Origin of the sequence: Pseudomonas sp. NPDC087639, assembly GCF_044743385.1 — a bacterium.
Taxonomy (GTDB): Bacteria; Pseudomonadota; Gammaproteobacteria; order Pseudomonadales; family Pseudomonadaceae; genus Aquipseudomonas.
Genome location: NZ_JBIUWI010000060.1, coordinates 19,344 through 35,202, shown reverse-complemented (window position 1 = coordinate 35,202; position 15,859 = coordinate 19,344). Strand labels below are relative to the sequence as shown.

At 59.8% G+C, this 15,859-nt stretch carries 11 protein-coding genes; 1 reads left to right on the top strand and 10 read right to left on the bottom strand.

The features are described 5' to 3' along the window. Positions 1-443: 443 nt before the first annotated feature. The 10 genes from gcvT to arcD (ACIOVB_RS21495) form a co-directional block, all read right to left on the bottom strand. On the bottom strand, positions 444-1,568 hold the full coding sequence (gene gcvT, locus ACIOVB_RS21540) for a glycine cleavage system aminomethyltransferase GcvT (RefSeq protein WP_401271183.1): 1,125 nt from the start codon (positions 1,566-1,568) through the stop codon (positions 444-446). Positions 1,569-1,619: 51 nt separating this feature from the next. Continuing rightward, positions 1,620-2,996 (bottom strand): L-serine ammonia-lyase, encoded by a 1,377-nt coding sequence (locus ACIOVB_RS21535; RefSeq protein ID WP_401271181.1) that lies wholly within the window; start codon positions 2,994-2,996, stop codon positions 1,620-1,622. Between the two features lie 187 nt (positions 2,997-3,183). Next, positions 3,184-6,036: an aminomethyl-transferring glycine dehydrogenase gene (gcvP, locus tag ACIOVB_RS21530; RefSeq protein WP_401271178.1), complete on the bottom strand. Its 2,853-nt coding sequence runs from the start codon at positions 6,034-6,036 to the stop codon at positions 3,184-3,186. Positions 6,037-6,047: 11 nt separating this feature from the next. After that, positions 6,048-6,431: a glycine cleavage system protein GcvH gene (gene gcvH, locus ACIOVB_RS21525; RefSeq protein ID WP_187679759.1), complete on the bottom strand. Its 384-nt coding sequence runs from the start codon at positions 6,429-6,431 to the stop codon at positions 6,048-6,050. A 329-nt stretch (positions 6,432-6,760) separates the two neighbouring features. Beyond that, positions 6,761-8,269 carry a sigma-54-dependent transcriptional regulator gene (locus ACIOVB_RS21520; RefSeq protein ID WP_401271174.1) on the bottom strand — a complete coding sequence of 503 codons (1,509 nt, stop codon included), beginning with the start codon at positions 8,267-8,269 and terminating at the stop codon, positions 6,761-6,763. A 245-nt stretch (positions 8,270-8,514) separates the two neighbouring features. Beyond that, entirely contained in the window at positions 8,515-8,877 is a 363-nt protein-coding gene (locus tag ACIOVB_RS21515; RefSeq protein ID WP_401271172.1) for a DUF5064 family protein, read from the bottom strand. 62 nt (positions 8,878-8,939) lie between these two features. Then, entirely contained in the window at positions 8,940-9,869 is a 930-nt protein-coding gene (arcC, locus tag ACIOVB_RS21510) for a carbamate kinase (RefSeq protein ID WP_401271169.1), read from the bottom strand. Positions 9,870-10,022: 153 nt separating this feature from the next. Next, entirely contained in the window at positions 10,023-11,033 is a 1,011-nt protein-coding gene (locus ACIOVB_RS21505) for an ornithine carbamoyltransferase (protein WP_401271167.1), read from the bottom strand. A gap of 95 nt (positions 11,034-11,128) precedes the next feature. After that, positions 11,129-12,385 carry an arginine deiminase gene (gene arcA / locus ACIOVB_RS21500; RefSeq protein ID WP_401271165.1) on the bottom strand — a complete coding sequence of 419 codons (1,257 nt, stop codon included), beginning with the start codon at positions 12,383-12,385 and terminating at the stop codon, positions 11,129-11,131. A 35-nt stretch (positions 12,386-12,420) separates the two neighbouring features. After that, positions 12,421-13,848 (bottom strand): arginine-ornithine antiporter, encoded by a 1,428-nt coding sequence (gene arcD / locus ACIOVB_RS21495; RefSeq protein WP_401271162.1) that lies wholly within the window; start codon positions 13,846-13,848, stop codon positions 12,421-12,423. A 435-nt stretch (positions 13,849-14,283) separates the two neighbouring features. On the opposite strand from arcD (ACIOVB_RS21495), the gene arcD (ACIOVB_RS21490) reads away from it, so the two are divergent. Continuing rightward, positions 14,284-15,711: an arginine-ornithine antiporter gene (gene arcD / locus ACIOVB_RS21490; RefSeq protein WP_401271159.1), complete on the top strand. Its 1,428-nt coding sequence runs from the start codon at positions 14,284-14,286 to the stop codon at positions 15,709-15,711. Positions 15,712-15,859 lie beyond the last annotated feature (148 nt).

Genomic DNA, 15,859 nt, shown 5'->3' with positions numbered 1-15,859 from the left:
CGTTAAACCACTCGACGGTACCGCTCTGACGTGAGGACAGATCTTATGTCCTTTGACGCATACAGTGATGACAGTCTCTTTCTCATGAAAGAGTACTGGGGCTGGTTGCAGGAGAGTAAGAAGACGTCGAACGGGATGTAGCTAACTTGTAGGCTACTGCCCAGGTCACGATTCCAAGCTGACCCATGCAAACACAGTGGATAAACTCTACGCCAACTACGGGAGAAAAAACAAGCCCCGTGAGGGCCCCGGTTTTGTTGCGCTTGCTGGCAGTTAGTCAGTTCACTAGTGCGGCTTGGACGATTAGCTTTTTCAAAAGTTTTCGAACGTTATAAGCAAAGTTCATATTCGAATCAGTTGTTAGAAAATGCACTTTTTTGTGGCGATTGCGTTACACATTAGTGCACGCATAACGCAATCGCGTTACTTATAGAAACAGCCAATCAACCACGATAGTAGCGTTGTGGAACAAATGGCATTTTGCTTACAAGCATTTGCACCTTTTTCCCACGAACGATGGCCCAGACTGGCGTTTCGAGAGTGACATAAGCGCTGTCGAGGTAACCCATCGCCAATGGGCCGCCCAGTGTCGGGCCGAAGCCGCCGCTGCACACGCTGCCGATGATCTCGTCGGCTTCGTTGACGATTTCTGCGCCTTCACGCACCGGCGTGCGTTCCTGCGGCAGCAGGCCGACACGTTTGCGCGCGACGCCGTTCTGTTGTTGATTGAAAACCTGCTCCGCCCCAGGGAAACCGCCGGCACGCGCGCCGTCTGCACGGCGCGGCTTGGAAATCGCCCACAGCAGGCTGGCTTCGATTGGCGTGGTCTCGGTGTTCATGTCGTGGCCGTAGAGGCACAGGCCGGCTTCCAGACGCAGCGAGTCGCGCGCGCCGAGGCCGATGGCCTGGACTTCCGGTTCGGCCAACAGGGCGCGAGCAAGTTTTTCCGCATCGGCGGCCGGCACCGAGATTTCGAAACCGTCTTCACCGGTGTAGCCAGAACGGCTGACAAAGCAGTCCACGCCCAACAGGTTCACGCGGTTGAACTGCATGAAGGTCATCTTCGCCACGTCAGGAGCAAGGCGCGCCAGCACGGTCACTGCGGCCGGACCTTGCAGGGCGAGCAGGGCGCGCTCTTCGAACAGCGCCGTAATGGTGCACTGATCGCCGATGTGTTTTCGCAAGTGAGCCAGATCCTGATCCTTGCACGCAGCGTTCACTACGAGGAACAGCTCATCGTTACCGAGGTTGGCGACCATCAGGTCATCGAGGATGCCACCGCTCTCGTTGGTGAACATCGCGTAACGCTGCATGCCCACTGGCAGGTCGATGATGTCCACCGGCACCAGGGTTTCCAGGGCTTTGGCGGCGTTGGCGCCGGTCAGGCGGATCTGGCCCATGTGCGAAACATCGAACAGCCCGGCTTGCTCACGGGTGTGCTGGTGCTCCTTCATCACGCCGAGCGGGTATTGCACCGGCATGTCGTAGCCGGCGAACGGCACCATGCGGGCGCCGAGTTCGATGTGCAGAGCGTGCAGCGGGGTTTTCGACAGTTGTTCGGTGGACATGCGGAACTCCTTGATTCACACCAACCCTCTCCCGGAGGGAGAAGGGGCTAATTAGCATTCGATAATGTTGACCGCCAGACCGCCGCGAGCGGTCTCTTTGTATTTGCTTTTCATGTCGGCGCCGGTCTGGCGCATGGTGCGGATAACTTTGTCGAGGGAGACGAAATGTTGACCGTCGCCACGCATGGCCATGCGCACCGCGTTTATCGCTTTCACCGAGCCCATGGCATTGCGCTCGATGCACGGCACTTGCACCAACCCGCCAATCGGGTCGCAGGTCAGGCCGAGGTTGTGTTCCATGCCGATTTCCGCCGCGTTCTCGACTTGCTGCACGCTGCCGCCGAGCACTTCGCACAACGCCCCGGCGGCCATTGAACAGGCCACACCGACCTCGCCCTGACAGCCGACTTCAGCACCGGAAATCGAAGCGTTTTCCTTGTACAGAATGCCTATGGCGGCGGCGGTCAGCAGAAATCGCACGACGCCGTCATCGGTGGAGCCGGGGATAAAACGCATGTAGTAATGCAGCACGGCAGGAATGATCCCGGCCGCGCCGTTGGTGGGTGCGGTGACAACGCGCCCGCCGTTGGCGTTTTCTTCGTTGACCGCCAGCGCGTAGAGATTGACCCAGTCGAGCACCGACAGCGGATCGCGCAACGCCGACTCCGGGTTCTTGCACAGTTGCCGATGCAGCGCTGCCGCGCGACGTTTGACTTTCAAACCGCCCGGCAAGATGCCTTCGTTACGACAACCAGCATCCACGCAGTCCTGCATCACTTGCCAGATCTTCAGCAGACCGGCACGGGTTTCCGCTTCCGGGCGCCAGGCGCTTTCGTTGGTCAGCATCACCTGGCTGATCGACAGACCGTAAGTGCTGCAATGCGTGAGCAAGTCCTTGGCGCTTTTGAACGGGAAGGTCAGCGCGGTGGCGTCTTCGACGATGCGGTCGGCACCGGCCGCGTCCTCATCGACAACAAAACCACCGCCGACCGAGTAGTACTCGCGGCTGCGGATCTGAATGCCCGCCGCGTCGAATGCGCGGAAAATCATGCCGTTGGGGTGATAGGCCAGCGGCTTGCGGATCATTGCCAGATGTTCTTTTTCGTTGAACGCGATGCTGTGTTCACCAATCAGGTTCAAGCGGCCGCTGCCGCGAATGTCTTGCAGACGGGCAGCCACGGTTTCGGTGTCGACGGTGTCCGGGTGTTCGCCTTCAAGGCCGAGCAACACGGCTTTGTCGCTGCCGTGCCCCTTGCCGGTGGCCCCGAGCGAGCCGTACAGCTCGACTCGAACGCTGGCGGTGGTGGTCAGCAGGTTTTCACGACGCAAGCCTTCGGCGAAGCGCGCGGCTGCGCGCATCGGGCCGACGGTGTGGGAGCTGGAGGGGCCGATGCCAATCTTGAACAGGTCGAACACGCTTAACGACATGAGTGGTTCTCCGGTTTCTTGTTATAGGAATTGGCGCAATATCAGGCTGGTTACATCCCCCCTGTAGGAGCTGCCGAAGGCTGCGATCTTTTGATCCTGATCTTTCAACAGCAAGATCAAAAGATCGCAGCCTTCGGCAGCTCCTACAGGTGAAGCGGTAGGGGCGAGTGGTTCGCCCCTTTCCGGTTTAAGCGTAGCTTTCGATCGACGGGCAGGCGCAGACCAGATTGCGGTCGCCGAACACGTTGTCGACGCGACCGACCGGCGGCCAGTACTTGCCTTCGATCAACGAGGCCACCGGGTACACGGCTTGCTCGCGGCTGTACGGGTGAGTCCACTCGCCAACCAGTTCGGCTGCGGTGTGCGGCGCGTTTTTCAACGGGTTGTCGTCCTTGTCCAAGGTGCCGTTTTCCACTGCGCGGATTTCTTCGCGGATGCGGATCATGGCGTCGCAGAAGCGGTCCAGTTCTTCCCTGGATTCGCTTTCGGTCGGCTCGATCATCAGCGTGCCGGCGACCGGGAACGACATGGTCGGGGCGTGGAAGCCAAAGTCGATCAGGCGCTTGGCGACGTCATCAACGCTGATGCCGCTGCTGTCTTTCAGTGGACGCAGATCGAGGATGCACTCGTGCGCCACCAGACCGTTGCTGCCGGTGTACAGCACTGGGTAGTGCTCTTCGAGGCGACGGGAAATGTAGTTGGCATTGAGGATCGCCAACTGCGAAGCACGCTTGAGACCAGCGCCGCCCATCATGCGGATGTACATCCAGGTGATAGGCAGAATGCTCGCGCTGCCGAACGGTGCCGCGCAGACCGCGCCTTCTTTACGCTCCATGGTGCCGTGACCCGGCAGGAACGGCGTCAGGTGCGACTTGACGCCGATCGGGCCGACGCCCGGGCCGCCACCGCCGTGGGGGATGCAGAAGGTTTTGTGCAGGTTCAGGTGCGAGACGTCGCCACCGAACTTGCCCGGGGCGCAGAGACCGACCATCGCGTTCATGTTGGCGCCATCGATGTACACCTGGCCGCCGTTGTCATGAATGATCCCGCAGATTTCGCGGATGCCTTCTTCGAACACGCCGTGAGTCGACGGGTAGGTGATCATCAGCGCAGCGAGGTGTTCGCGGTGCTCAATGGCTTTGGCGCGCAGGTCTTCGATATCGACGTTGCCGCGAGCGTCGCACGCGGTCACGACCACACGCATGCCAGCCATGTTGGCGGTGGCCGGGTTGGTGCCGTGGGCGGACGACGGGATCAGGCAGATGTCGCGACGGTCATCGCCACGGCTCTGGTGATAGGCGCGGATGGCCAGCAGGCCAGCGTATTCACCTTGCGAACCGGCGTTCGGTTGCAGCGAGATCGAATCGTAACCGGTGGCGGCGCAGAGCATCGCTTCCAGTTCATCGGTCAGTTGCTGATAGCCGGCGCTTTGCGCGGCCGGAGCGAACGGGTGCAGGGCACCGAATTCAGCCCAGGTCACCGGGATCATTTCGCTGGCAGCGTTGAGTTTCATGGTGCACGAACCCAGCGGGATCATGGTGCGATCCAGTGCCAGATCCTTGTCCGCCAGTTTGCGCAGGTAGCGCATCAGCTCGGTTTCCGAGTGATAACGGTTGAACACCGGGTGGCTGAGGATCGGCGACTGACGAACCAGCGCAGATGGGATGGTGCTCTGCACCGAAGCGGCGAGGGCGGCGAAGTCCGGCAGGGTCTTGCCGTCGGCAAACACGCTCCACAGAGTTTCGATGTCAGCCTGCGTGGTGGTTTCGTCGACCGACAGACCGACACGCTGAGCATCGACGACGCGCAGGTTGATCTGCTGGGCGTGAGCCTTGTCGTGCAGCGCAGCGGTTTGCGCGCCGGTGGCCAGCGTCAGGGTGTCGAAGAAGCTTTCCTGCTCGACGTTCAAGCCCAGCGCGGTCAGGCCCTTGGCCAGAATCGCGGTCAGGTGATGCACGCGGTTGGCGATCTGGGTCAGGCCTTTTGGGCCGTGGTAGACGGCGTACATGCTGGCGATGTTGGCCAGCAGCACTTGCGCGGTGCAGATGTTCGACGTGGCCTTCTCGCGACGGATGTGTTGCTCGCGGGTTTGCATCGCCAGACGCAGGGCCGGCTTGCCGAAACGGTCAACCGACACACCGACCAGACGGCCCGGCATGTCGCGCTTGAACGCATCTTTAGTCGAGAAGTAAGCCGCGTGCGGGCCACCGAAGCCCAGCGGCACACCGAAGCGTTGTGCGCTGCCGATGGCGACGTCCGCGCCGAACTCGCCCGGAGCGGTCAGCAGGGTCAGGGCCAGGAGGTCGGCAGCCACGGCCACCAGAGCGTTGGCGGCGTGGAAGCGTTCGGTCAGTTCGCGGTAGTCGAACACATCACCGTTGCTCGCCGGGTATTGCAGCAGGGCGCCGAAGAACGGGGTGACGTCGGTCAGTTCACGCTCATCGCCCACAACCACGTCGATGCCCAGCGGCTCGGCACGGGTGCGCAGCACGTCGAGGGTTTGCGGGTGGCTGTGGATCGAGGCGAAGAACTGGTGGCTGCCCTTGTTCTTGCTCAGGCGTTTGCAGAAGGTCATGGCTTCGGCAGCGGCGGTGGCTTCGTCGAGCAAGGATGCGTTGGCGATCGGCAGGCCGGTGAGGTCGCTGATCAGGGTCTGGAAGTTCAGCAGCGCTTCGAGACGGCCCTGGGAGATTTCTGGCTGGTACGGCGTGTAAGCGGTGTACCAGGCCGGGTTTTCCAGGAGGTTGCGCAGGATCGGCGACGGCGTGTGGCAGTTGTAGTAGCCCTGGCCGATATAGGTCTTGAACAGTTGGTTCTTGCCGGCGATGGATTTGATCATCGCCAGTGCGTCGGCTTCGCTCAGGCCGTCGTCCATGCCGAGTACGCTGGTGCCCTTGATGCTTTCCGGGATGACGCTGGCGCTCAGGGCTTCGAGCGAATCGAAGCCGAGGCTGTTGAGCATGGCTTGCTCGTCACCGGCGCGCGGGCCGATGTGACGGGCGATGAATTCGTTGGCGGTGCCAAGGTTTACTTGTGTCATGTCGGCTATCCTCAGGCTTCGGCTTGGGCTTTGATCAGACGGTCGTAAGCGTCTTGATCCAGCAGTTTGCCGACAGCGGCGGCGTCGGATGGCTGGAAGCGGAAGAACCAGCCTTCGCCCAGCGGATCTTCGTTGACCAGTTCAGGGCTGTCTTCAAGCGCCGGGTTCACTTCCAGCACTTCTCCGTCGAGGGGCATGTACACGCCGCTGGCGGCTTTTACCGATTCCACGGTGGCGGCTTCGGCGCCTTTGTCGTAGGACTGCAGCTCAGGCAGTTGCACGAATACCACGTCGCCCAGGGCGTTCTGCGCAAAAGCGGTGATGCCGACAGTAACGCTGCCGTCAGCTTCAGTGCGCAGCCATTCGTGATCTTCAGTAAAACGCAACTCGCTCATGGAAACTCCTCAGGGGCCGGACTCGTCCGGTGGACGCGGTGGAAAGCGTGGGCAGGGAAGCCCTTATTTATGAGCTGTTGATTAGCAAGAACGCGGCCAAGGTTTATTTATTGTTTTAAATCAATGGCTTGAAGTGATTGGCGCGTATATGAAAACGCGCTTGTGTAGCGAAATCGCTACAGTGTGGGGCGAGGGGAAAAGCTGAAGCGGATCAAAGCCTTGCACAGCGGTGGCTTGAACGGTGTGTATCGATATCGTTCCGCTGTAGCGCTTTCAGTACAGATGGAGGTCGCTTTTGAACGGATTTCGAATCCGTTACATAACCGTGTTCAGGGTTTGTTGGGAATGCCGTATTTGCGCAATCGGTGGGCGATGGCTGTATGCGACGTTTGCAGGCGGCTGGCCAGTTGGCGGGTCGAGGGGTAGCTGACGTAGAGTTTTTCCAGCAGCGATCTTTCGAAGGACTCGACGGCTTGTTCGAGGCTATCGACATCGCTGTCGGTCTGTCGGGCCACCGAGGTGCCGGCGATGTCGAGGTCGCCGATGTCGACGAGGCTGCTTTCGCAGATCGCAGCGGCGCGGAAGATCACGTTCTGCAATTGCCGTACGTTGCCCGGCCAGCGGTTGCCGAGCAGCGCCGGATAGGTGCCGGGGGCGAGGCGGCAGACCGGGCGCTGGATCTGCGCGCAGGCCTGCTGCATGAAATAACGCGCCAACAACAGAATGTCCTGACCCCGTTCACGCAGCGGCGGCACTTCGACGTTAAGCACGTTGAGGCGGTAGAACAGGTCTTCGCGGAACAGACCTTCGCTGACCATTTTCTCCAGATCGCGGTGGGTTGCACTGAGGATTCGTACGTTGACCTTCACTTCTCGATCACCGCCGACCCGGCGGAAGCTGCCGTCATTCAAAAAACGCAGCAGTTTGGCCTGCAAGTACGGCGACATCTCGCCGATCTCGTCGAGGAACACCGTGCCCTGGTTGGCCAGTTCCATCAGCCCCGGTTTGCCACCGCGTGCGGCACCTGTGAAGGCGCCGGGTGCGTAGCCGAACAGTTCGCTCTCGGCGAGGTTCTCCGGCAGGGCCGCGCAGTTCAGGGCCAGAAACGGCGCACTGTGCCGCGTACTGATGGCGTGGCAGGCGCGGGCGACCAGTTCTTTACCGGTGCCGGTTTCGCCTTGAATCAGCAGCGGTGCATCGAGTGCGGCAACGCGTTGCGCGCGGGCCTTGAGGGTACGGATCGCCGGGGATTCGCCGAGCAACGCATCGAAACCTTCGGCGTGGTCATGATGCAGCGCCGAAAGTTGTTCGCCGATGCGGTTCGGTTGATACAGGGTGAGCAGGGCGCCGGCGTCGGTAATCGGCGTGGCATCGAGCAGCAGGGTCTGGCCGTTGACGGTGATCTCGCGCAGCGGCAGGCGGAAACCTTGCTCAAGCAGGGTGTCGAGCAGGCCGGAGTCATTGAACAGTTCCGCGACACTTTCGCCCGCCGGTTCGCGACCGTACAGCGCGATCAATGCCGGGTTGGCCAGCAGCACCTTGCCGGCGCTGTCGAGAGCGAGCACCGGGTCGGTCATCGCCGCGAGCAAGGCGTCGAGCTGCAAGTGCCGACGCTGGCCTGGGAGGATGTCGACCACCGTCACCGCTTCCACGCCGAGCACGCGAAACAGCGCATCCTTGAGTTCTTCGAGCACTTGCGGGCTGAGCGTTGGCGCGTCGATGTAGACGTTCGGCGGGATCATTTCCACCGCATCCAGATTGAGGTTGCGCCCACCGAGGATAGCCAGGACTTCCTGGGTGATGCCGACGCGGTCGATGAAGCTGACGTGGATACGCATGGGGCGGTTCAGTGTTCTGCAGTGCGGAGGGTGGCAAGTATGCCTTAAATCAAAAGCACCCTCACCCCAGCCCTCTCCCAAGGGGAGAGGGAGCTGACCGAGGTGTCTCGGGTTTGACATCGACCTGGAAGAGACAGTCGATTATGGATTCGGTAAAGCAGGATCAGGTCGGCGTAACTCTGCAGCATCCCCCGATCAATCCCCTCTCCCTTTGGGAGAGGGCTAGGGTGAGGGGCTTTTGAGGGTTATTCGAAGTGCTCAAGATTGACCGGGTCGCCGGATTTCATGTCCAGCTGCTTACGGATGTCTTCAAACATCATGTCGTAATGCTTGTGCACCGAACCGATCTGACTGTGAGTCTTGGGAATGCCGTACTGCTCGGCGATTTTCGTCACGTTGTTGGCAAAGTTGTAGGCCTCCTCCTTGGGCAGGAAGAAGGTCTCTTTCATGTCCTTTCCCTGAAGGTTGCCATGCATCGTGAACTGGATGCCTTTGCCTTTTTGCGGATCGGTGAACACTTCATAGTCGAGGTGCACGTTGTAACTGACATCGTCCGGGGTCAACGCATGTCGCTCGATGTGCAAATGACCGGGTTCAAACTGGGCCATGGGTTTCTCCTTTCAAGGCATGGGAGAAGGGCAGACCCTACATCTGCCCTCGGAGTTTCTAATTATCGATAGGTGATACCAGGCTTGGCAGTACTGACCCGTGTGCCGGCAGTACCCTGGACGATCGCTTCGATGTCCGCCAGCGAACCGATCACCGCGACCTTGCCAGTATGGCGCGCGAATTCACAAGCTGCCTGAACCTTCGGCCCCATGGAGCCGGCGGCGAAGCCGAGGCGTTCGAGTTCGTCCGGGTGCGCCTGGGCGATGGCCTTCTGGGTCGGTTTACCGAAGTCGATGAACGCCGCGTTGACGTCGGTGGCAATCACCAGCAACTCCGCTTCCAGTTGTTCAGCCAGCAGCGAGGAGCACAGATCCTTGTCGATCACCGCCTCGATGCCCTTGAGGTGGCGGTTCTCGTCGTACATGGTCGGAATGCCGCCGCCACCGGCGCAGATGACGATGCTGCCCTTGTCCAGCAGCCACTTGATCGGGCGGATCTCGAAGATGCGCTTCGGCCGTGGGCTGGCTACTACACGGCGGTACTTGTCGCCGTCAGGAGCGATGGCCCAGCCTTTTTCAGCGGCGAGTTTTTCCGCTTCAGCCTTGTCGTAGACCGGGCCGATGGGTTTGGTCGGGTTCTTGAAGGCCGGATCGTTGGCGTCGACTTCGACCTGGGTCAGCAGGGTGGCGAACGGCACTTCGAAGTCCAGCAGGTTGCCCAGCTCCTGTTCGATGATGTAGCCGATCATGCCTTCGGTTTCGGCGCCGAGCACGTCCAGCGGGTAAGGGGTGACGGAGGTGTAGGCTGCCGCTTGCAGCGACAGCAGGCCGACTTGCGGGCCATTGCCGTGGGCGATGACCAGTTGATTGCCGGGATGGATCTTGGCGATTTGCTCGGTGGCGATGCGGATGTTGGCGCGCTGATTGTCAGCGGTCATCGGTTCACCACGGCGGAGCAGGGCGTTACCGCCCAACGCTACGACGATACGCATGGTGCATTTCCTTCTGGAAAACAGTGATTTGTTGATCGTTCCCGCGCTCTGCGTGGGAATGCCGCCACTGACGCTCCGCGTCCGCTGTGACGCAGAGCGTCACGGGATGCATTCCCACGCGGGAGCGTGGGAATGATCACGGGTCAGCAGTGGTTAAAGATCAGCCAGCGCCGACACCAGAATTGCCTTGATGGTGTGCATGCGGTTTTCCGCTTGCTCGAAGGCGATGTTGGCCGGGGATTCGAACACGTCTTCTGTCACTTCGACGCCATTGGCCAAGTGTGGATAGCGTGCGGCAATGTCTTTGCCGACCTTGGTTTCGCTGTTATGGAACGCCGGCAGGCAGTGCATGAATTTCACGCGTGGGTTGCCGGAGGCTTTCATCATTTTGCTGTTGACCTGGTACGGCAGCAGTTGCTCGATACGCTCGTCCCACGCTTCGACCGGCTCGCCCATCGACACCCAGATGTCGGTGTGAATGAAGTCGACGCCTTTGACCGCTTCTTTCGGATCTTCGGTAATGGTGATGCGCGCGCCGCTTTCTTCGGCGAATTCTTTGCATTGCGCGATGAAGTCAGCGTGCGGCCACAGGGCTTTCGGTGCAGCGATGCGCACGTCCATACCGAGTTTGGCGCCGATCATCAGCAGCGAGTTACCCATGTTGTAACGGGCGTCGCCGAGGTAGGCGTAGCTGATGTCGTGCATCGGTTTGTCGCTGTGTTCGCGCATGGTCAGCACGTCGGCGATCATTTGTGTCGGATGGAATTCGGCGGTCAGACCGTTGAACACCGGCACTCCGGCGAACTTGGCCAGCTCTTCGACGATTTCCTGTTCGAAGCCACGGTACTCGATGGCATCAAACATCCGGCCGAGTACGCGGGCGGTGTCTTTCATGCTTTCTTTGTGGCCGATCTGCGACGACACGGGGTCAATGTAGGTGACGTGAGCGCCTTGGTCGTGCGCCGCGACTTCGAAGGCGCAACGGGTGCGGGTCGAGGTTTTTTCGAAGATCAGCGCGATGTTCTTGCCTTGCAGGTGTGGACGCTCGGTGCCGGTGTATTTGGCGCGTTTGAGGTCGCGGGACAGGTCGATCAGGTAGTTGATCTCGCGAGTGGTGTGGTGCATCAAACTCAGCAAGCTGCGGTTGCGCATATTAAAAGCCATGATGGATCTCCTTGCCCGACACTGTGAAAGCTACTGCAGGCTGTGCGCCTTCGGCGCTACGCTTTCACAGCGTCGGGTCGTCATTAGTCAAAAAATCAATAGTCGATCGGATCGCGGATGATCGGGCAGGTCATGCAGTGGCCGCCGCCACGGCCACGGCCCAATTCCCCAGCGCTGATGGTGATGACCTCTACGCCAGCCTTGCGCAGCAGGGTGTTGGTGTAGGTGTTGCGGTCGTAGCCGATGACCACGCCCGGCTCCACGGCGACGACGTTGTTACCGTCGTCCCATTGCTCGCGTTCGGCGGCGAAGCTGTTGCCGCCGGTTTCCACCACGCGCAGCTTCGGCAGGTTGAGGGCGGCAGCCACGGTGTCGAGGAAGCTCGATTCTTCGCGGCGAATATCGATGCCGCCCTGTTTGCTGTCGTCAGGTCGCAGGGTGAAGGCGACGATCTGGTTGACCACTTCCGGGAAAATCGTGACGAGGTCGCGGTCGCAGAAGCTGAACACGGTGTCCAGGTGCATCGCCGCGCGAGACTTTGGCAGACCGGCAACGATGACTTTTTCCACGGCTTTGTTCTTGAACAGGTTCAGCGCCAGTTGGCCGATGGCCTGACGGGATGAGCGCTCGCCCATGCCGATCAACACCACACCGTTGCCGATCGGCATCACGTCGCCGCCTTCAAGGGTGGCGCTGCCGTGATCCTTGTCCGGGTCGCCGTACCAGATCTCGAAATCGGCGTTGGTGAACTGCGGGTGGAATTTGTAGATGGCCGTGGCCAACAGGGTTTCCTGACGACGCGCCGGCCAGTACATCGGGTTCAGCGTCACGCCGCCGTAGATCCAGCACGTGGTGTCGCGGGTGAACTGAGTGTTCGGCAGCGGCGGCAGGATGAAGCTGGAGTGGCCGAGGAAGTCGCGGAACATCTGGATGGTCTTGCCGCCGAAGCTGTCCGGCAGGTCATCGGCGGAGACGCCGCCAATCAGAAACTCGGCGATGTGCCGTGGCTCAAGGCTTTTCAGCCAGGATTTCACCTCGCTGATCAGGCCCAGGCCCACCGAATCGGCGGTGACCTTGCGATCGAGAATCCAGTCCAGTGCTTCGGGGATGGCGACGATGTCGGTCAGCAGGTTGTGCATTTCCAGCACATCGATCCCGCGTTCACGCATCTTGGTGACGAAGTCGAAGTGGTCGCGCTTGGCCTGGGCGACCCACAGCACATCGTCGAACAGCAGTTCATCGCAGTTGTTCGGGGTCAGGCGCTGATGGGCCAGACCAGGGGAGCAGACCATGACTTTGCGCAGTTTGCCGGCTTCGGAATGTACGCCGTACTTAACTTTTTCCGTGGTCATTGCAGTGATCCTCCAGATAACTAATCAATCAGGTGTTACAGAGTCAGGAAGCCGTCATACAGTCCGTAGGCCGCGACCAGCGCGCCCACAACCACTGCGGCGAAAATCAGCTTCTCGACGTTGGTGAAAACCGCTTGCTTGAGTTCGAGCTTGGCCTTGGCGAACAGGAACGCGCCGGGGGCATAGAGCAGGGCCGAGAGCAGCAGGTATTTGATGCCGCCGGCGTACAGCAGCCAGATCGCGTAGATCAGGGCGATCCCGCCGATGATCAGATCCTTGCGCCGCTCGGCCGCGAAGCCTTCGTAGGTTTCGCCGCGCACCGCCAGCAGTACGGCATAGGCCGCCGACCACAGGTACGGCACCAGAATCATCGAGGTGGCGAGGTAGATCAGCGACAGGTAAGTGCTGGCCGAGAACAGGGTGATGATCAGGAAAATCTGCACCATCGCGTTGGTCAGCCAGAGGGCGTTGACCGGTACATGGTTGGCGTTCTCCTTGCGCAGGAACTCCGGCATGGTGTGGTCTTTGGCGGCGGCAAACATGATCTCCGCACACAACAACACCCACGACAACAGCGCCCCCAGCAGCGAGATGATCAGACCGACGCTGATCAGCACCGCGCCCCAGTGACCGACCACATGCTCAAGCACGGCGGCCATCGACGGGTTCTGCAGTTTGGCCAACTCTGGCTGAGTCATGATGCCCAGCGACAGCACGTTCACCAGCACCAGAAACAGCAGCACGGTGATGAAGCCGATCACGGTGGCCTTGCCCACGTCGGAGCGTTTTTCCGCCCGGGCCGAGAAGATGCTCGCGCCTTCGATGCCGATGAACACCCACACGGTGACCAGCATCATGTTGCGCACCTGATTCATCACACTGCCCAAATCAGGGTTTTTCACGCCCCAGATGTCAGCGGTGAAGATATCCAGTTTGAACGCGAAGAACGCGATCATCACGAACAACAGCAGTGGCACCACCTTGGCGACCGTGGTCACCAGGTTGATGAATGCCGCTTCCTTGATCCCGCGCAGCACCAGGAAATGCACGGCCCACAGCAGCACGGAGGCGCCAATCACCGCAGCGACGGTGTTGCCTTCGCCGAAAACCGGAAAGAAATAACCGAGGGTGCTGAACAACAGGACGAAGTAACCGACGTTGCCCAGCCAGGCACTGATCCAGTAACCCCAGGCCGAAGAGAAACCCATGTAATCGCCGAACCCGGCCTTGGCGTAGGCGTACACGCCGCCGTCCAGGTCAGGCTTGCGATTGGCGAGGGTTTGAAAGACAAAAGCGAGGGTGAGCATGCCGACAGCGGTGATGGCCCAACCGATCAGTACCGCGCCGACGTCGGCGCTGGCGGCCATGTTTTGTGGCAAAGAGAATATCCCGCCACCGATCATTGATCCGACGACCAAGGCAACCAGTGCACCTAATCGTAGTTTTCCGGGAGCTTCAGACATTGCATGACTCCATTGCAGGAGAGAAGAGTTCACAGCGTAGTTCTGTTGACTGATCAAACTACTGACTTAGATCAGTGCATAGGCACATTCCATTGTTAATGAATGACTTATGAAGCGCCTGATGGCATAAAGCGACTGCCTGAAAGGCCCATTCCAGAGGCTTTCGGCGATGGATTTGGGAATTGCTCCTATTACTTTCGAACTATCACCCTAGTTCTTTTTCAGGTTTTGGCAAATTTCCTCATTTGTTTTCAGTACAGAATCGAATAATCAGGATCAGCAAATAAAGCGACTATCCGTGTAAGGCATTAGCGTCATTGGCTATATATAACGGGCATTAATTGGCGTTATTCAATAAACGTACTTACGCTTTATCCGTTTAGTTAAAAGCAACATCTTTTTGATAATTGCCAGAGCAGGAGAAGGGAGACTGGAATGTCGCAACCGACGCAAAAGCTGCGACTGGGTGCGTTGATCGCCCTGGTGGTGGGGTCGATGATTGGCGGGGGGATTTTTTCCTTGCCGCAAAACATGGCGGCGCGTGCCGACGCCGGGGCGATTCTGATCGGCTGGGGGATTACCGCGATCGGCATGTTGACCCTGGCCTTTGTGTTCCAGACCCTGGCCAATCGCAAGCCCGAACTGGACTCGGGGGTGTATGCCTACGCCAAGGCCGGGTTTGGCGACTACATGGGGTTCTCGTCGGCGTGGGGTTACTGGATCAGCGCCTGGCTGGGTAACGTCGGCTATTTCGTCCTGCTCTTCAGCACCCTCGGCTACTTCTTTCCGGTGTTCGGCCAGGGCAACACACCGGTTGCCATCGGCTGCGCGTCGGTGCTGCTGTGGGCCGTGCATTTTCTGGTGATGCGCGGGATCAAGGAGGCGACGTTCATCAACCAGGTGACCACCGTGGCCAAGATCGTGCCGTTGATCATGTTCATCGTCATCGCTGCCGTGGCGTTCAAGGCTGACATTTTTACCCGCGATATCTGGGGCCGCAGCAACCCGAGTTTCGGCGGGGTGATGGATCAGGTGCGCAACATGATGCTGGTGACAGTGTTTGTGTTCATCGGCATCGAAGGCGCCAGCGTGTACTCGGCACGGGCGCAGAAGCGCAGTGACGTCGGCCGTGCCACGGTGATCGGATTTATCGGCGTGCTGGCGTTGCTGGTGCTGGTCAACGTGCTGTCGCTGGGGATCATGAGCCAGCCGGAACTGGCGACCTTGCAGAACCCGTCGCTGGCGGCGGTGCTGGAACATATCGTCGGGCCGTGGGGCGCGCTGCTGATCAGCCTCGGCCTGGCGGTTTCACTGCTGGGGGCGTTGTTGTCGTGGGCGTTGTTGTGCGCCGAAATCCTTTTCGCCACGGCCCGGGACAATACCATGCCGGCGTTCCTGAAAAAGGAAAACGCCAATCATGTGCCGGTCAATGCGTTGTGGCTGACCAACGTGATGATCCAGATTTTTCTGCTGATCACGCTGTTCTCGGCAGGCACTTACACCAGCCTGATCTACCTCGCCTCGTCGATGATTCTAGTGCCGTATCTGTGGTCGGCTGCCTACGCCGTGCTGTTGAGTGGGTGCGGCGAAACCTACGAACACGCCTCGGCCGAACGCACCAAGGATCTGCTGATCGGTGGCATCGCCCTGTGTTATGCGGTGTGGTTGTTGTACGCCGGCGGGGTGAAGTATTTGCTGTTGTCGGCGTTGCTGTATGCGCCGGGGGTGATCCTGTTTGCCAAAGCCAAGCATGAACAGGGTGAGCCGCTGTTCACCACGGTGGAGAAGGGTATTTTTACCGGCGTGATCATTGGGGCAGGGCTGGCGGCTTATGGGTTGTACAGCGGGGTGTTGTCGTTGTGAGGTTTCTCGCGTCGCGGCAGTGGTCGGCATCGACGGCGGATCTGGTGTGCAGGTGTTGTGGACGTCTTTGAGCCGGGCTGATTGATCAGGTTTTTGTGCCCCGAACTGGCCTCTTCGCGAGCAGGCTCGCTCCCACATTTGAAATGCG